We start from the raw sequence: 18281 nt of genomic DNA on the forward strand, positions 1-18281 counted from the left end.
CCCTCATGCCCCGATCCGCGACCGGTCTCTCCGAGCTGGCACGGCTCGGCTTCTCCGACCTGGGAGCCGGGCGGGACCGGCTCGACCGCCTCGTGGCCGACGTGCCCCAGGTTCGCGATCTGGTCCCGTGGTTCGCCACCGTGGCCGACCCGGATGCGGCCCTGGTGCACCTCGAGCGGTCGGTCGAGCGTGATCGTGCTCGCGTGGTCGAGTTGCTCGACGGCGAGGCCGGCCCGCGCCTCCTGAGGGTCCTCGGAGCGTCCGAGGGTCTCGCGGACTTCGTCGCACGGCGTCCCGCCGAAGCCGCCGTCCTGCTCGAACCGCTCGACGAGCCGCTTTCGGCCGCGACGTACCGCGACGACGTACGTCGCGCCGCGGACGGGCTGACCGGTGACGAGGCGCGCGTCGCCCTGCGGGTGCGGTACCGACGGCACCTGCTGCAGCTGGCCTCGTACGACCTCGAGGCCGAGGACCCCGTCGAGGTCCTGCCCCGGGTGGCGGCAGCCCTCGCCGACCTGGCGGGTGCCGCCCTCGACGCGGCCGTCGACGTGGCGAGACGCGAGGTCCCCTTCCCCGCCGTCGACGTCGAGCGCACCCGGCTCGCCGTCATCGGCATGGGCAAGGCCGGTGCACGTGAGCTGAACTACCTCAGCGACGTCGACGTGGTCTACGTCGCCGAGGGGGTCGACGGGCTCGAGAACGGTCGCGCCGTCGAGATCGGCAGTCGGCTCGCGATGCACGCCGCCCGGGCGATCTCCGACCTCGCCGTCGAACCCGACCTCTGGGAGGTCGACGCGAACCTGCGGCCCGAGGGCAAGGACGGAGCCCTGGTCCGGACGCTCGAGTCGCACGTCGCCTACTACGAACGCTGGGCGAAGGGGTGGGAGTTCCAGGCCCTGCTGAAGGCGCGGCCCCTCGCCGGCGACGTCGACCTCGGTGAGCGTTACGTGGCTGCCGTCGCTCCGTTCGTGTGGTCGGCCGCCTCACGGGAGAACTTCGTCGAGTCGGTCCAGGCCATGCGTGAACGGGTCACCGCCCTGATTCCCGCCGACGAGGTCGACCGACAGCTCAAACTCGGTCCCGGCGGGCTGCGAGACATCGAGTTCACCATCCAACTGCTGCAACTGGTCCACGGGCAGGCGGACGAACGGGTGCACCAACGATCCACCCTGGACGCCCTCGGCGCGCTGGCGGTGCGCGGCTACGTCGGACGGGCCGAGGCCGCCGAGTTCGACCGCGACTACCGGGTGCTCCGCCTGCTCGAGCACCGCATCCAGTTGACGCGGCTCCGGCGTACGCACCTGATGCCGACCGACGAGAACGCCCTCCGTGTCCTCGCCCGTGGCAGCGGCCTCGCGGCGGGCGCGGTCCAACTCGTCGACCTGTGGCAGGGGGTCAAGCGGCGGGTCCGCACGTTGCACGTGCGCCTGTTCTACCGCCCGCTTCTGTCGGCCGTGGCGGCCCGCCCCGAAGAAGACCTCGCGCTCAGCTCGGACCAGGCCACCGCTCGTCTCGCGGCCATCGGCTTCGCCGACCCGAAAGGCGCGCTCGGTCACATCGCCGCGCTGACGGCCGGCGTCTCCCGACGAGCGAGCATCCAACGCCATCTTCTGCCGGCGATGCTGCAATGGTTCGCCGACGGCACCGACCCCGATCTCGGGCTGCTCGCGTTCCGGCGGCTGAGCGACGGGCTGGGGGAGTCGTACTGGTTCCTCCGCATGCTGCGGGACTCCTCCGGGGCTGCCCACCGCCTGACGACCGTCCTGTCGTCGTCGACCTTCGCGGCCGACCTCCTCGAACGCATCCCCGAGGCGGCGGCCTGGCTCGAGAACGACGCCGAGCTCCGGGCGCGTCCCCTCACGAGCCTGCTCGACGAGACGGCAGCGACTCTCGCGCGGCACCGGTCGCCGGATGCCGCGGCGACCGTCCTGCGCCAGGCACGACGTCGCGAGATCCTGCGCCTGGCCGTCGGGGGCATCCTCGGCATCCTCGACATCGACACCCTCGCCCGGGGGCTGACGGCGGTGACCACGGCGTCGGTGACGGGGGCCCTCGCCCTCGCCCGCCGGGACGCCGGCGACCTCGAGTTCGCCGTGATCGCCATGGGGCGCTATGGGGGAGAAGAACTGGGGTTCGGCTCGGACGCCGACGTCCTCTACGTCTACCGTTCCGGCGAGGGCGACGAGACGGCACATCGTCGAGCCCTGTCGGTGGCCGCCGAGATGAACCGACTCACCTCGGACGCCCTCGTCCCGTTCGACCTCGACACCGGCCTGCGACCCGAGGGCAAGAACGGCCCGGTGGTCCGGTCGTTGTCCTCGTACCGCGCCTACTACGCGCGTTGGTCGTTGACATGGGAGGCACAGTCCTTGTTGCGGGCCAGGCCCGTGGCCGGCGACGAGGCGCTCCTCGACGACTTCATGGCCGTCGCCGATTCGGTGCGGTACCCCGAAGAGCTGAGCGAGCAGCAGGTTCGAGAGGTGAAACGCATCAAGGCCAGGGTGGAGTCCGAGCGGCTGCCCAAGGGGGCCGAACCCTCGCGTCACCTGAAGCTGGGTCGGGGGTCTCTCAGCGACGTCGAGTGGTTCGTCCAGCTGCTCCAACTGCGGCACGGGGTCGACGTGCCCGGCCTCCGGACGCCGTCCACCCTGGACGCCCTCGCGGCGGCCGCGGATGAGGGCCTGGTGGCCGCCGACGACGCGGAGCGACTGCACGACGCCTGGATCATGGCCTCGAGGGCGCGCTCGGCGGTCACCCTCTGGACCTCCCGTACGCAGGACGTCCTGCCGCGCGACCGGCGTCAGCTCGAGGGCGTCGCGCGGTTGATGGAGTACCCGCCGGGCTCGGCGACGACCCTCGAAGAGGACTACCTCGCCGTGACGCGTCGCTCACGGGCCGTCTTCGAGCGTGAGTTCTACGGCATCGACGAGGCACCTGAACCCCTCGGCTGAGCTCGGTCACGGCGCACGACACGCCCGGGATGTTCTTCGATGACCGATCCCGTCTCGCGGATCTCATGCGATGTTTTTGTACCCCATAAAAGGCTCGTGTACCCCTTCGTGCGTGTCCGTCACATTTCGGGTAGATGACCCAGATGCGGGGCTGCGGTGACCGTGTTGCGGGATCGACGAACGGTGCCCATAGGGCAACGAGACTCCATCGTCTTGCTTGAGTGACTCTGATCAGGCATTTCGACGAGGGGGCTGCCGATTCTGCTGCAGTGTCAGAGGACGCGTCCGAACCAGATGGTTCGCCGTCGAGCGTTCGGCACGCTTGTCGGCACTTTGGACGACAGCACCATGCAGGACTCGTTGTACCCCTCACGGGCACCGAGAACCCCCGCGCTCGGGGGGTGCTTGTGAGGCACCCGGGGGTGACTGAGAATTCCCTCAACCCGATAGACCAGTTCCCCAGCGTTGCGGAAGTCGATCCCTTCTCACACCTCAGGTGGCCATCGTGTTGACCTTCATCCTGCAACTCCGATCCATGGCGGGCGGATACCCGGAGATCTATCTCTTCGCCGCCTACAGCGCCCTCATCTGGGTGCTCTGGATCATCAAAGTCCTGCTCTCCCGCCGCTACCGTCCGTTCACCGGCGAGTTCCGCGGCACGACGAGCGTCGTCGTCCCCGTCGTGGACGAGCCGCTCGATCTGTTCCGCGACGTCATCGGCCGGATGGTCGAACAGGGCCCCGGCGAGATCATCGTCGTCATCAACGGCAAACCCAACCCCGAGCTCGCGGCCGTCTGCGACGAGTTCGGCCCGCTCGTCCGATGGGTGCACACACCGATTCCGGGCAAGCGCAACGCCGTCATGATCGGCACCGAGCTGAGCCGGGGCGACATCACCGTCCTCGTCGACTCCGACACGGTCTGGACTCCCGGCACGCTCTCCGAGTTGTTGCGGCCCTTCGCCCAGGAGAACGTCGGGGGAGTCACCACCCGCCAGCGCATCCTCGAACCCGAGCGGAGCTGGATCACACGATGGGCCGACTGGCTCGAGAACTCACGGGCGCTCTACTCGATGCCCGCGCAGAGCGTGCTCGGGCAGATCGGCTGCTTGCCCGGCCGCACGATCGCTTTCCGTCGCGAGATCCTCGTGCGGGTGATGGACAAGTTCATGACCGAGAAGTTCATGGGGGTCTTCCTCGAGGTCAGCGACGACCGGACCCTGACGAACCTCACGCTCAAAGAGGGCTACCGGACGGTCTACCAGCACACGAGCCTCGTCTACACGGACGCTCCGTTGCAGGTCAAGAAGCTCTACAAGCAGCAGCTGCGGTGGGCTCGCGGCAGCCAGTACAACACCCTGCGCATGATGCCGTGGATGGTCGGTCACGCTCCGCTGCTCGCGTTCTTCTTCGCGATGGACATCGTGCTGCCCTTCATGTTGATGGGCGTCATCGGCGGCTGGATCTACCGGGGCATCACCGGCCAGGGCGTCAACCTCTACCGCGGCATCCTCGAGGAGTACGGCGTGCAGACGGGCTTGATCAGCATCGTGGTCCTGATGGTGATCTCGTCCGTGCTGAGCATGGCGATCCGTCAGATGCGTCACCTCGCCGAGAAGCCGTCCGACTTCTTCCGCCTGCCGGTGTTCATCATCGTGTCGACCTTCTTCCTCATGCCCATCCGGGTCATCGGGTTCTTCCGCATGGGTCACGCCAGTGGCTGGGGAACCCGTGCCGGGGCCTATGCAGGAGGCGCGGCGAACGACGAGCTGCAGGGTGCCATCGACGAGGTGGCCGAGGAGGCCCCGATCGACGCCCTCGAACGCCAGTTCCGTGACGGGGTCGACCCCGGTGTCGACACCCTCTTCGACTTCGGCTCGACGACCGACGAGACGGACGACCGCGGTGCCGTACTGGTCAAGAGCCGCAAGGCGGCTCTGGCCGCCGAAGCGGAGGAGTCGACCGCGCCGGCGCCGGTCGCCGCCGTGACGGCCGCCACCGCGCCTCCACGTCGTCACCTCAACCCCAAAGCCGGATTCCCGTACCTGATCGGCGCCGCGATCATCGCCCTGGAGGTCTTCTTCATTGTCTGACTCGACGCAGGACTTCGTCACCCCCGTCCACATGCAGTCCGGCGCCTGGTGGGCGACCTCGCACGGCAATGCCCGGCGGACGGCGCTCGGTGCCACCGCCGTGGTCGTACTCCTCGCCATGATCTCGTGGCTCATCTGGGTCTCGCCGTCCGACAACATCGTGCGGAGTGCCGTCACCGAGGTCACGGGGGTCGATCCGTCGATCAACGTCTCGTCGTTGAAGGCCGACCGCTCGGCCCTGCTCGACCAGCTGGTCTCCGCGAAGAAGCAGCTCGCCGAGAGCAAGGCCGCCCTGGCCGACGTGCAGCAGCAGGCCTGGACGTCCGAAGGGCAGCTGACCGCGGCGCAGGCGAAGCTCGCCTCGGCCGAGTCGGCCCTGGCCCAGGCGCAGTCCGCCGCGGACGCGGGCCAGGGAGCGGGTTCGGGTGCGGCAGGCACCGCGGCCGGGGGACGAGGCGGGGGGAGCGGTGCCCCTGGCGGCACCGGGTCGGGAGGGTCCGGTTCGACCGGTGGGGGTGGCACGGGCCCTGTCACGGTCCAGACACCTTCCCTCGCGTCGATCATCGACCCCGAGTCGCGCTACTTCGGGCTCTTCACGGACCAGGCCCCGTTCAATTGGGCTACCTACGACGCCCAGGAGGCGGCGGTCGGCTCCGAGGCGAACATGGTCGGATACTTCCAGGGCTTCGATCAGGAGTTCCGTGCCGACGCCGTCCGGTCGTCCTGGTCCCGCGGCAAGCTGCCCGTGCTGACCTGGGAGTCACAGCCGATCAAGGCCGGCAACAACCAGCCCGAGCAGCCCGACTACAGCCTGAAGAAGATCATCGACGGCAGCTTCGACTCGTATCTCTCGACGTACGCGGACGACATCGTCGCGAACGGAATGCCCCTGGGGTTGCGGTTCGACCACGAGATGAACGGCACCTGGTACCCCTGGAGCACGGACTACGGCAACAGCAAGGGAGCCGTGAACGGCAACGGCCCCGAGGACTACGTGAAGGCCTGGCAGCACGTCCACGACCTCTTCGAGCGTCAGGGGGCCAACGACCTGGTGGCCTGGGTCTGGGCGCCCACGCGCATCGATCGTCTCGCGACCGGCAAGACCGGTGGGAGCAACCACACGACCCAGGAATTCCTCTCGAGCCTCTACCCGGGAGCCGACTACGTCGACATCGTGGGCATGTCCGGTTACTACCGCCCGCCGTACGACGACAAGTCGAAGCCGACCTTCGACAGCACCTTCGGAGCCACGCTGAAGCAGCTCCGAGCCATCGCACCGGGCAAGAACATCCTGCTCGCCGAGATCGGCGCGAGCGAGACGGGTGGGTCCTCGGATCCCACGGCCACGAGCGAGAAGGCCCAGTGGTTCAACTCGCTGTTCACCGCCCTGGCCGACCCGGCCAACGCGGACATCATCGGGTTCTCGTACTTCGATCTCGTGGCCACGACGGTCGTCGACGGCGTGCGCTCGACCAACGACTGGCGACTGACCTCGCGAACGGACAGCCTCGCCGCCTTCACGGCGGGGATCACCCGACGTGACGTCGGCTACGACCTCCAGCCGTCGCCGTGACGGCCCTCCGCCCCGTCCTCATCTCCCGCATGTCCCTCGTCCCCAGGAGCACATCATGACGAAAATCCCCACCACCCCCGAGTCCACGGTCGCCGAGACGTCGTCCGAGAACACCATCGTGAAACCTCGCATCAGTGTCATCGGCACCGGTTACCTCGGCGCGACGCACGCCGCGGCCATGGCCGAGATGGGGTTCGACGTGATCGGGGTCGACACCGACCCCGCCAAGGTCGCCGCCCTGGCCGAGGGGCGGGTGCCGTTCTTCGAGCCCGGCCTGCCCGAGCTCATCGTGGAGCACGTCGGCTCGGGCCGCCTCTCGTTCACGACCGACCTCGCCGAGGCGGTCGCCCTCAGCGACGTGCACTTCATCTGCGTCGGCACGCCGCAACGCCGGGGGAGCCATGCCGCGAACCTCTCGTACGTCGAGGAGGCGACCCGCAACGTGGCCGCGGCGCTGAGCCACGACGGCCTCATCGTGGGCAAGTCGACCGTGCCGGTCGGCACCGCGGCGCACCTCCGCGAGATCGTCGCCGGCGTCGTCCCCGCCGGTGTCTCGGCCGACCTCGTGTGGAACCCCGAGTTCCTCCGGGAGGGGCACGCGGTCGAGGACACCCTGAGACCCGACCGCATCGTGTTCGGAGGCACCGACGTCCGCACCGAGGCCTTGATGCGAGAGGTCTACGCGGTGCCCATCGCGACGGGCACGCCGGTCATCTCGTGCGACCTGCCGACGGCCGAGTTGGTGAAGGTCAGCGCGAACGCCTTCCTCGCGACGAAGATCTCGTTCATCAACGCGATCAGCGAGCTGTGCGAGGCCGCCGGTGCCAACGTGTCGACCCTCGCCGACGCCCTCGGCTTCGACGACCGCATCGGCCGCAAGTTCCTCAACGCGGGCCTCGGTTTCGGTGGCGGATGCCTCCCGAAGGACATCCGCGCCCTGATGTTCCGGGCCAACGAACTCTCCGCGCACCGGGTCGTCGGACTCATGCAGCAGGTCGACGAGATCAACATGGCCCAACGTCAGCGGGTCATCGACCAAGCGATCGACGCCTGCGGTGGCTCGGTGCTCAACCGACGCATCGCCGTGCTCGGAGCAGCGTTCAAGCCCCACACCGACGACGTCCGCGACTCGCCGGCCCTGAACGTGGCGGCAGCCTTGCACCTCCGCGGCGCCCAGGTCCTCGTGGTCGATCCCGAGGCCACGCAGACGGCCCAGCGCAGCTTCCCGACGCTGTCGTTCGCCGACTCCGCCGCCGAGGCGGTGACGGACGCCGACGCGGTGCTGTTGCTGACGGAATGGCCCGAGTTCGTCGGGGCCGATGCCGCCGGGCTCGCCGAGCTCGCCGCGAACCCCGTGGTGATCGACGCGCGCAACGTGCTCGACGCCGAGGTCTGGTCGGCCGCCGGGTGGGAGGTCCGCCCCTTGGGTGGTCGCCGCACCCCTGCCCAGCGCCGTGCGCTGACGCCGGCCGCCGTACCCGCCTGACCGGATCGTCGGGCACGGGCTGACGGGCCGCTTTCTTCGGGAGGCGGCCCGTCCTGCGTCCGCCACCCCCGCCTCCTGGTCGTCGACGGCCCCGAGGAGGCGCGGCACGGCACCCCGAGGACCGTCACGTCGGCACCGAGAGAGGCCCGCACCCCCGGGGGGATGCGGGCCTCTCTCGGTGCGGTCGGGTCAGACGCCGAAGTACAGCTCGAACTCGAAGGGGTGGGGACGCTGTGCCATGGGCAGGATCTCCTTCTCACGCTTGTACGCGATCCAGGTCTCGATGAGGTCCTCGGTGAAGACGTTGCCCTTGGTCAGGAACTCGTGGTCGGCCTCGAGCGCGTCGAGCGCACCCTCGAGCGACGCCGGAACCTGGGGGATGTTCTTCGCTTCCTCGGGGGGCAGCTCGTAGAGGTCCTTGTCGACCGGCTCGTGCGGCTCGATCCGGTTCTGGATGCCGTCCAGGCCGGCCATCAGCTGCGCTGCGAACGCCAGGTACGGGTTCGAGGCGGCGTCGGGGACGCGGAACTCGATGCGCTTGGCCTTCGGATTCGTGCCCGTGATCGGGATGCGGATGGCTGCCGAGCGGTTGCCGGCCGAGTAGACGAGGTTGACGGGCGCCTCAAAGCCGGGGATCAGACGGTGGTACGAGTTGATCGACGGGTTCGTGAAGGCCAACACCGCGGGGGCGTGCTTGAGCAGGCCACCGATGTACCAGCGTGCGAGGTCGGAGAGCCCGCCGTAGCCGTTCTCGTCGTAGAACAGCGGCTTGCCGTCGTTCCAGAGCGACTGGTGCGTGTGCATGCCCGAGCCGTTGTCGCCGAAGAGCGGCTTGGGCATGAAGGTCGCGACCTTGCCCCACTGCTCGGCGGTGTTCTTGACGATGTACTTGAACTTGAGGATGTCGTCCGCGGCATGGACCATCGTGTCGAACTTGTAGTTGATCTCTTGCTGACCGCCGGTGCCCACCTCGTGGTGCGCGCGCTCGAGCTCGAGGCCCGAGTCGATCAGCTTCAGGCTGATGTCGTCGCGCAGGTCGGCCGTCTTGTCGACCGGACTGACCGGGAAGTAGCCGCCCTTGTAGGCCGTCTTGTTGGCGAGGTTGCCGCCCTCTTCGACGCGGCCCGTGTTCCAGGCACCCTCTTCGGAGTCGACGCTGTAGAAGCTGGCGTTCTGCTTCACCTCGTAGCGGACGTCGTCGAAGATGTAGAACTCGGCCTCGGGGGCGAAGAACGCGGTGTCGGCGATGCCGGTCGAGGCGAGGTACTTCTCGGCCTTCTTGGCGACCTGGCGCGGGTCACGGCTGTAGAGCTCGCCGTTGCGGGGGTTGAAGATGTCGAAGACCAGGACGAGCGTGCGCTCGACGCGGAACGGGTCGACGTACCCGGTCGTGACGTCGGGGATGAGCTGCATGTCCGACTCGTGGATGGAGGCGAAGCCCCTGATGGAGGACCCGTCGAAGAGCTGTCCGACGGAGAAGAACTCCTCGTCGACCGTGGAGGCGGGGATGTTGAAGTGCTGCTGGACACCGGGGAGATCGGTGAAGCGGATGTCAAGGAACTTGACGTCGGTGTCCTTGATGAACTTCAGCACCTCGGAAGAATCAGTGAACATCTAGATGTCTCTCCAATGGGCTTGGAACGGATCGGATGCGGTACGCAGCCTCCGACGAGGCTACGGAGGGGCCGTTTCGCTGCGGTGTCCCTCGTGTTTCGAGCATGTTACGGCTGACCCCTCGGTAGGCTCGGGTCATGCCCGATCGCACCGCGCCTCCTTCCCGACCCGCCTCGGTGGGCGGTCCTGACGACGGTGCGCAGCGCTGGCCCGGCGAGCGACTCGGGTTGCCCGAGAAGGGTCCGCGTTCCGTCGCCCGCCTCGGGCGGCGAGTGGCAGGGCTGGCCGTCGACTGGGCGATCGCCTACGCCGTGGCCGCACTCTTCTTCGGCGGCGAAGGACTCGCCATCACCGGGGTGTTCCTGCTCATGCAGATGCTCTTCCTCGTGCTCTTCGGCGGCTCGCTCGGTCATCTCGCGCTGGGCATGCGACTCGTGCCGATGGCCGGCGGTCGGATCGGTGTCGGACGGCCCGTGCTGAGGTCGGTGTTGCTCGTGCTCGTCATCCCGGCCGTCGTCTGGGACCTCGACCAGCGGGGGCTGCACGACCGCGTCGCCGGGACGCTGCTCGTCCGGGTCTGACCCCGAACGCAGAACGGTGCCTTTCCGGTCAGGAGGGGCACCGTCGTCACGGCACGTCGTGGCGGGTGGGGCCGGGGCTCACCGCGGACGGCCGGACCGCACCTTGAAGGGATCGACGCCCTTGGGGATGGGCAGGCCGTTCTGGCCAAGCGACTGCAGGCGGTTGCTCACGGCGAGCACCTCGTTGCGATTGATGGAGGACTTGAGCTTGTTCATGCGCGCCGCGAGCTTGTGCAGCGGCACCGCATCGGCATCGGGGCCGACGTTGAGCACGTGGACCGGGACATTCGGCAGGATGCGCGTGACCTTGCGACGCTCCTCGTCGACGAGCCGACGGGTCTGACCGGCACCGCCCTCGGCGATCAGCACGACGCCGGGCTTGCCGACCGCTCGGTAGACGGCGGCCTGGCTCCGACCCTGGACGGCGACGGGCATCTCGGCCGCCCGCCACGCACGACGCAGACCGCTCTTCATGACGGCGCCCACGGCACCGGGCTGCCCCTCGATCTGCGAGTACGCCGCACGCTCGGCCTTCCGGCCCAGGACGATCAGCAGCAGCAGGAACCCGAGCATGACACCGACGACGATGTACAGCACGAGGGCGAGCACGTTGCCACCCGTGAGCAGCAACGCTGCGGCCACACCGAGCAGCACCGGCACGAAGAACGCCAGCAGCATCATCGGCAGAGCCGTCTTGTCGATGCGGCGGGTCATCTGGAAGACCTGCCACATCTGCTTGAAACGGCCGGGTTCCTTCGGCGGTTTCGGGGACGTGTTCTCGGGGGACGTGCGTCGAGCCATGTGCACCAGGATACGGGGTCGGAGGTCCTGTCGACTCCTCCCCAGGGTGTCGAAACCGGCGAGGGCCGACAGACGACGTCTTCCCGCCGACTCCGTCGACCGCGGGACGACACCATCGACCCATGACGAGCGAGTCGATCGGCCCCTACCGCGTGCTCTCCCGTCGACTCGACGGCGACGTCGAGCGGTGCGTCGCCGAGGCCCCCGGAGGGCCGCGGGTCGTGCTCAGGAGGCGCGGGTCGGGCACGACGCCTCCCCGACCCGTCACCGAGGCGGTCGCCTTCGCCCGCGCGGACCATCCGCACGTCGCGACCCTCGTCGACGTCCTGACGAGCCCGCCGGGCGAGCTCGTGCTGGCCTTCGAGGACCTCGGCGGTGAGCCGCTCGCTTCGTGGCTCGCGGCCCGGGGGCGTCCGGAGCCGGGCGAGGTCGTCACCCTCGTCGTACCGGTGCTGGGCGCGATCCAGCACCTCGCCCGTCGTGGGGTGGCGATCAGCACCCTCGCGGTCGAGGACGTCGAGATCGACGCACGGGGGGCACCCGTCGTGGTGGGCCTGTCGTCGGCTGCTGCGGTGCCCGACGCGGAACACGCGTCGTTGCCCGTCGCGGCGGGGTTCGCCCGGGCCATGGTCGAGCGGGCGGCCGGTCCGGCCCGTCAGGTTCCCCTACCGCCCCTGGACACGTCCAGCTTCGACTCCCTGGTGGAGTCGGTCTTCGACCTCGGTGAGGCCGTCCCGCTCTCGAGCGTCGACCCGACGGACGGAGGCGTCGACGAGTCCCTCGGAGACCTCAGGGACTCGTGCCCGGCCGACGAGCCGGTCGTGCCGGGCTGGCTCGCGTTCCTGCCCGAATGCGAGGCGCTCGACCGGGTGGTCGCACGCCTGCCCGACCTGGGGCCGAGACAGGTCCTCACCGGCCTCGGAGCCGTCAGAGCGCGCTACCGACTTCTCGCGGCCGGGATCGTCGTGGTCGTCGGAGCCACCGTCGCCCTGTGGCCGAGCTCCATGACTCGCGACGACGGGGAGGCAGACAAGGTGGCCTCGGCGGTCGAGGGAGCGGTCGAACCGAGCGGCACGGTCCGGGCGTCCCCGGGTGCCGCGACGGCTCCGCCCCGTCCGTCGGGCAGCACGAGCACGGCCGACGAGATCGAGGCCGCCGTCACCGGCGAGGACGCCGGTGTGGCAGTCGAGGTCCTCCTCACGTCACGACGGGAATGCCTGCGGGACGCCACGCCCAGTTGCCTCCGTGCCGTCGACCAACCGGGCTCACCGATCGCTCTCCGCGACGCGGCCGTGCTGGACGACCCCTCACGCGTTGCCGACGCGGCGATCGTGCTCGAGTTGACCGGGCCGTCCACGCGGTCCGGTGGGTCGGTCCTCTTCGACGCCAGGGGACCGGACGGCGAACCGGCCTCGGTCCTCGTGATGAGGACCGAGGCCGGCTGGCGTCTTCGCGACGTGTTCGTCGGTTCTTGAGGCGTCGCGCGCCTCACTCAGACGAGCGTCAGATGCCGAGCTTGGACGCGAAGTCGCCGCCCTCGAGACGGTCCTTCACCGCGACGAGGAAGCGCGCGGCGTCGGCACCGTCCACGATGCGGTGGTCGTACGACAGGGCCAGGTAGACCATCGACCGGATCGCGATCGACTCCGAGCCGTCAGCCTTGATGACGACGGGGCGCTTGACGACGATGCCGGTCCCGAGGATCGCCACCTGCGGCAGGAACACGACAGGAGTGTCGAAGAGGGCGCCACGTGAACCCGTGTTCGTGACCGTGAACGTGCCCCCGGCCAGCTCGTCGGGCTTGAGCTTGTTGTCGCGAGTGCGCTGGGCGAGGTCCGCGATCTGGCCAGCGATACCGGCGAGGTCGAGGTCGGACGCGTTCTTGATGACCGGCGTCAACAGGCCACGCTCGGTGTCGACGGCCATGGCCACGTGCTCGTGGTCTGGGTAGACGATCGAATCACCGTCGACGGTCGCGTTGAGCTTCGGGTGAGCCTTGAGCGCCTCCGCGGCAGCGAGGGTGAAGAAGGGCAGGAACGACAACTTGTTGCCGGTCTTCTCGAGGAAGGCGCCCTTGTTCGCGTCTCGGAAGGACGCCACCTTGGTGACGTCGACCTCGACCACGCTCGTGAGCTGGGCCATGGCCTGCATCGACTGGACGGCGCGTTCGGCGACGACCTTGCGGAGGCGCGACATCGGGACGGTCGTACCCCGTAGCGGAGACACCTCGATCGGAGCCGGACCGGAGGACTCCGGTGCCGCCGTCGATGCGGACGCAGCAGCTTCGGCCGCGGCGAGGACGTCCTCCTTGCGGATTCGGCCCCCCACTCCACTGCCCGAGAGGGTCGAGATGTCGACGCCCTTCTCGTTGGCCAGCTTGCGCACGAGAGGGGTCACGTACCCGACGGGGGCGCCGCTGCTGGGCGCCGGGGTGGCGGGGGCCGACGACTCGGACGAACCCGTCGCCGGTGAGGGTGTGGGTGCCGACGGAGCGGGCTGCTCGCTGCTGGGTCGGCTGGCCTCGGGCTGGTCGGCGGCGGGCTGCTGCCCGGCCGCGTCCTGCTGGACCGCAGCAGGTGCCGGGTCCACCGCCGGGGCGGGCTCGGGTGCACTGGCTGCGGAGTCCTCGCCGGGAGCAGGGGCGGCTGCGGAGGCGACCTCCGGCTCGTCGGCCTCTGGCTCGGCGGGTGCTTCGGGCTCGGCTGCTGCCTCGGGTTCCGCCGGTGCCTCGGGCTCGGCTGGTGCCTCGGCGGCGCTGCCGTCTCCGATGCGGACGAGGGCGGTGCCGACCTCGACGGTCTCGTCCTCGGGGACGAGGATCTCCTCGATCACGCCGGCGACGGGGGAAGGGATCTCGGTGTCGACCTTGTCGGTCGAGACCTCGAGCAGCGGCTCGTCGACCTCGACGCGGTCACCGACGTTCTTCAACCAGCGGGTGACCGTACCCTCGGTGACACTCTCACCGAGTGCCGGGAGGTTGACGGATTCGCTCATCTGTGGGGCTCCTTTGACGACATTGTGTGTCTGTGGTTGCTGTGGTTGTGGTGCGTGCCCCTGCTGGCAGGAGCGATGGCGCTCGGGTCTACATCGCGTGGAGCGGCTTGCCGGCGAGGGCCAGCATCGCTTCTCCGAGAGCCTCGTTCTGCGTCGGGTGGGCGTGGATCAACGGAGCCACGTCTTCGGGGTAGGCCTCCCAGTTGACGGCGAGCTGTGCCTCGCCGATCAGCTCGCCGACTCGCGCGCCGATCATGTGCACGCCGACGACGGGGCCGTCGACCAGCCGGACGACCTTGACCGAGCCGCTCGTGCCGATGATGTGGCTCTTGCCGTTGCCCGCGAGGTTGTAGTCGTAGCTGGTGACCTTGTCGGCTCCGTACTGGTCGGCCGCCTTGACCTCGGTCAGGCCGACCGACGCGACCTCGGGGTCGGAGTAGGTGACCTTCGGGATGTTCACGTCGGAGATCACCTGGGGCTTGAGGCCCGCGATCTCCTCGGCGACGAAGATGCCGTGTTGGAAGCTGCGGTGAGCGAGCTGCAGGCCGGGGACGATGTCGCCCAGGGCGTAGACACCGGCAACGTTGGTCGCGAGGCGTTCGTTCGTCAGGACGAAGCCGCGGTCCATCGTGACGCCGACCTCCTCGTAGCCGAGACCTGCGGTCGAGGGACCTCGGCCGACGGCCACGAGCATGAGGTCGGCCTCGAAGGTCTTGCCGTCCTCGAGGGTGACGACGACGCCGTCCTCGTTCTGCTCGACACCCTTGAACCGGACGCCGAGCGAGAAGGCGATGCCGCGCTTACGGAAGGCACGCTCGAACTGCTTCGAGATCGACTCTTCTTCGTTGGGAACGAGGTGGGGGAGGGCCTCGACGATGGTCACGTCGACGCCGAAGCTCTTCCAGACGCTGGCGAACTCGACACCGATGACGCCGCCGCCCAGGATGACGACCTTGTTCGGCACGTGGTCCAGAGCGAGGGCGTGCTCACTGGTGATGACCTTGCCGCCGATCTCGAGTCCGGGAAGGCTGCGGGAGTACGACCCCGTGGCGAGGACGATGTTCTTGGCCTTCAGTGTGGTCTCACCGACCTGGACGGTCGAGGGCGAGGTGAGCCTCCCCTCGCCTTCGACGGTCGTGATGCCACGGGCCTTCACGAGCCCCTGGAGGCCCTTGTACTTGCTGGCGACGATGCCCTCGCGGTACGAGGTCACGGCAGCGATGTCGATGCCGTGGAAGTCGGTGTTGACCCCGTACTTCGCGGACTCGCGAGACACGTCGGCCACTTCGGCCGAGTGCAGCAACGCCTTGGTGGGGATGCAGCCTCGGTGGAGGCAGGTGCCCCCGAGCTTGTCCTTCTCGACGAGTGCGACGCTCAGGCCCAACTCGCTCGCTCGCAGCGCCGCGGCGTATCCGCCGCTCCCGCCACCGAGCACGACCAGGTCAAAATTCTGTTCCGACACCCAGCAACTCCCTCGTGCGTCCGCGGTGCCCCGACGCCGAGGCGGGGCCGTCGCGGTGGCGACGACGCCCGTCCCCGGACCGACCGCACCGTTCGGCGGCGTCGTCGTGACGCACGTCGATGGATGCTCTCGGGGGACCGATCTCAGCGGGTTTCTCCCGCCCCCTCGACCCTACTACGCAGCAGAAAACTTGTCGGCCAGCTCGATCAGGGTGCGAACCGTGACGCCCGTCGAGCCCTTGGCCGTGTAACCGAAACCACCACCCTTGTTGTTGGACGGGCCCGCGATGTCGAGGTGCGCCCAGGGGATCGGGGTCGACGTCCCCTCGCGCGTCCCGACGAACTCGTTGAGGAACACCCCCGCGAGCAACATGCCGGCGGCCGTGTTGCCGGGGGTCGCGTTCACCAGGTCGGCCACGTCGGAGTTCAGCCGCGCCCGGAGTTCGGCAGCCAGCGGCATGCGCCAGAACGTCTCACCCGCCGCGTCGGCCAGCGACACGATCTCGGTCGCGAGGTCGTCGTTGCCCATGACTCCGACGTAACGCGTGCCGAGGGCGACGACCTGGGCGCCCGTGAGGGTCGCCACGTCGACGATGGCGTCGGGCTGTTCCTCGCTCGCCGCGACCAGGCCGTCGGCCATGACCAGCCGGCCCTCGGCATCGGTGTTCGTCACCTCGACGGTCGTGCCTCCCTTGATGGTGAGCACGTCGTCGGGGCGGATGGCCGTGCCGCTCGGCATGTTCTCGGCGACGCACAGCCAGGCGGTCAGCCGGACCGGCAACTTCAACTTCGCGACGGCCACCGTCACGGCGAGGACCGTGGCGGCTCCCGTCATGTCGTCCTTCATGCCGAGCATGCTGCCGGCGGGCTTCAGCGAGAGTCCGCCCGTGTCGTAGGTGATGCCCTTGCCGACCAGGGCCAGGTGCTTGACGGCAGTCGAAGGGGCGTACTCGACCTTGACCAGTCGGGGTGCTCGGCTCGAGCCCTGGCCGACGCCGAGTATCCCCCCGAACCCGCCCTCGCGGAGGCCGTCCTCGTCGAGAACGGTCACCGTCAGGGCGTCGTCCGATGCGTGGGTCGCCGCGAAGTCGGCGAGGGCCTGCGGGTACATCTGCTGCGGCGGAGTCGTCGCCAGGTCGCGGACGGTGTGCACCGCTTCGGCGACGACGGACGCGCGCCCGAGGGCGGAGTCGGGCACCTCCGTGGACGTCGCGAGGACGATGTCCCGGGCGTGACGCCGGGTCTCGGAGGCCGAGGAGTGGCGGAACGAGTCGAACTCGTACGAGGCGATCGCCGCACCTTCGAGGGCGGCCAGGGCCTGGGTCTCGTCCTCGACGGGCAGCGCCAGGACGACCTTGTCGACGGCCGTGAGCTGGCGGACGGCCGAGCCTGCCGCGTAGCGCAGGCTCTCGGCGGAGACCGAGTCGCCCAGACCGACCAAGGCCACGAGCGATGCGGTGACGCCGTGGCCGGGCACCTTGACGAGTTCGTCACGGGCACCGGTGACGCCGAGGGCGGCGAACGACTCGGCGAGTCCTTCGACCTCGAGGGTGGGCTCGGGGCCGTCGGCCCCCTTGACGACACCGACGACGAGCACGTCGGCCTCGGCGGCGGTCGGATCGGACGAGAGGACGGAGAGCGTGGCGACGGTCATCGGTCCATCGTATCGAGCGTGGTGTTCGCTCTCGGCACGTGGTCGTGGTCCCCTCTCGCCGACGCCCGGTGCCTAGCATGGAGACCATGCACGACCCCGCAGCTCTCTACGACTTCGCCCCCGACGCCGACCCCGTGCCCGAGGGACTGCCGCTCGTCGCCGGCTTGACCGGGTTCGCCGATGCCGGTTCGGCGGTGAGCCAGCTCGCGGAGTACGTCCTCGACACGCTCGACCACACCCTCGTGGCGACCTTCGACGCCGACGAACTCCTCGACTACCGGGCCCGTCGGCCCACGTTCACCTTCGACCAGGACCACATCTCCGAGATCGAACCCTCGACCCTGTCCCTCTACCTCGTCCGCGACGACCTCGGTCAGCAGTTCCTGCTCCTGGCCGGCTTCGAGCCCGACTTCCAGTGGCAGCGCTTCACCGCGGCCGTCGTGCAACTCGTCGAGCGCTACCGTGTCTCGACCACGACCTGGGTGCACTCCATCCCCATGCCCGTCCCGCACACCCGCCCGATCGGGGTGACGGTGAGCGGCAACCGCTCCGACCTGGTCGAGGCCATGTCCGTGTGGAAGCCCGTCACGCAGGCCCCGGCGAACGCGCTGCACCTCGTCGAGCACCGCCTGGGCGAGACGGGGCATCCGACGACGGGCTTCGTCCTGCTGGTGCCGCACTACCTGGCCGACACCGAGTTCCCCGACGCTGCCGTCGCCGCGCTCTCGAGCATCAGCGCCGCCACGGGCTTGATCTTCCCGACCGACCGCCTCCGTGAAGAGGGTCGGGACTTCCTGGTCAAGGTCGACGAGCAGGTCGCCGGCAACCACGAGCTCTCCCGACTCGTCGCCACGCTCGAGGAGCGACACGACACCTACATGCAGGGCAACCCGCTGCCCTCCCCGCTGACCGATCAAGACGGTCAGGTGCCCTCGGCCGACGCCCTGGCGGCCGAGCTCGAGAAGTTCCTCGCCACGCGCCGGGCCGACGGCGAGGGCGACGACCGCTCCTGACCGGCACCGCACCTCCCGGGTCCGTCCCGATCGTCGAGCGCAGGAGGCACGGGCCGGCGAC

General features: G+C 69.2%; 12 protein-coding genes. 7 read left to right on the forward strand and 5 right to left on the reverse strand.

All coding sequences use genetic code 11. The features are described from left to right. The first annotated feature begins 5 nt into the window (after positions 1-5). The 4 genes from HRF36_RS04630 (at position 6) to HRF36_RS04645 (ending at position 8102) form a co-directional block, all read left to right on the forward strand. Positions 6-2951, forward strand: a complete 2946-nt coding sequence (locus HRF36_RS04630; protein ID WP_173206835.1) for a bifunctional [glutamine synthetase] adenylyltransferase/[glutamine synthetase]-adenylyl-L-tyrosine phosphorylase — start codon at positions 6-8, stop codon at positions 2949-2951. A 505-nt stretch (positions 2952-3456) separates the two neighbouring features. Next, positions 3457-5043: a glycosyltransferase gene (locus HRF36_RS04635; protein WP_173206838.1), complete on the forward strand. Its 1587-nt coding sequence runs from the start codon at positions 3457-3459 to the stop codon at positions 5041-5043. After that, a complete protein-coding gene (locus tag HRF36_RS04640) occupies positions 5036-6616 on the forward strand; it encodes a glycoside hydrolase family 26 protein (RefSeq protein WP_173206841.1) in 1581 nt (526 codons plus the stop codon). The genes HRF36_RS04635 and HRF36_RS04640 overlap by 8 nt, the downstream gene beginning before the upstream one ends. A gap of 55 nt (positions 6617-6671) precedes the next feature. After that, positions 6672-8102, forward strand: a complete 1431-nt coding sequence (locus HRF36_RS04645) for a UDP-glucose/GDP-mannose dehydrogenase family protein (protein WP_173206844.1) — start codon at positions 6672-6674, stop codon at positions 8100-8102. 189 nt (positions 8103-8291) lie between these two features. Here HRF36_RS04645 and glnA read toward each other — a convergent pair whose 3' ends face one another. Further along, positions 8292-9716 (reverse strand): type I glutamate--ammonia ligase, encoded by a 1425-nt coding sequence (glnA, locus tag HRF36_RS04650; protein ID WP_123517913.1) that lies wholly within the window; start codon positions 9714-9716, stop codon positions 8292-8294. 137 nt (positions 9717-9853) lie between these two features. On the opposite strand from glnA, the gene HRF36_RS04655 reads away from it, so the two are divergent. After that, on the forward strand, positions 9854-10297 hold the full coding sequence (locus HRF36_RS04655) for an RDD family protein (protein WP_043592664.1): 444 nt from the start codon (positions 9854-9856) through the stop codon (positions 10295-10297). 78 nt (positions 10298-10375) lie between these two features. Here the strand turns inward: HRF36_RS04655 and HRF36_RS04660 are convergent, their stop codons facing one another. Continuing rightward, positions 10376-11098: a DUF4191 domain-containing protein gene (locus tag HRF36_RS04660; protein WP_173206847.1), complete on the reverse strand. Its 723-nt coding sequence runs from the start codon at positions 11096-11098 to the stop codon at positions 10376-10378. A 122-nt stretch (positions 11099-11220) separates the two neighbouring features. Between HRF36_RS04660 and HRF36_RS04665 the strand changes: the two genes are divergently transcribed. Then, on the forward strand, positions 11221-12573 hold the full coding sequence (locus tag HRF36_RS04665; protein WP_173206850.1) for a hypothetical protein: 1353 nt from the start codon (positions 11221-11223) through the stop codon (positions 12571-12573). A gap of 28 nt (positions 12574-12601) precedes the next feature. On the opposite strand, the gene sucB is transcribed toward HRF36_RS04665, so the two are convergent. The 3 genes from sucB to HRF36_RS04680 form a co-directional block, all read right to left on the reverse strand. Continuing rightward, the gene (gene sucB, locus HRF36_RS04670; RefSeq protein ID WP_173206853.1) at positions 12602-14092 is read right to left on the reverse strand and encodes a 2-oxoglutarate dehydrogenase, E2 component, dihydrolipoamide succinyltransferase; all 1491 of its coding nucleotides are present in this window, start codon (positions 14090-14092) and stop codon (positions 12602-12604) included. Between the two features lie 88 nt (positions 14093-14180). Further along, the gene (gene lpdA / locus HRF36_RS04675; RefSeq protein ID WP_173206856.1) at positions 14181-15554 is read right to left on the reverse strand and encodes a dihydrolipoyl dehydrogenase; all 1374 of its coding nucleotides are present in this window, start codon (positions 15552-15554) and stop codon (positions 14181-14183) included. Positions 15555-15728: 174 nt separating this feature from the next. Then, positions 15729-17207 (reverse strand): leucyl aminopeptidase, encoded by a 1479-nt coding sequence (locus HRF36_RS04680; protein WP_173206859.1) that lies wholly within the window; start codon positions 17205-17207, stop codon positions 15729-15731. Positions 17208-17293: 86 nt separating this feature from the next. On the opposite strand from HRF36_RS04680, the gene HRF36_RS04685 reads away from it, so the two are divergent. Further along, positions 17294-18220 carry a proteasome assembly chaperone family protein gene (locus HRF36_RS04685; protein ID WP_173206862.1) on the forward strand — a complete coding sequence of 309 codons (927 nt, stop codon included), beginning with the start codon at positions 17294-17296 and terminating at the stop codon, positions 18218-18220. Positions 18221-18281: the final 61 nt, after the last annotated feature.

This window comes from Frigoribacterium sp. VKM Ac-2836 (assembly GCF_013248995.1).
GTDB lineage: Bacteria > Actinomycetota > Actinomycetes > Actinomycetales > Microbacteriaceae > Frigoribacterium.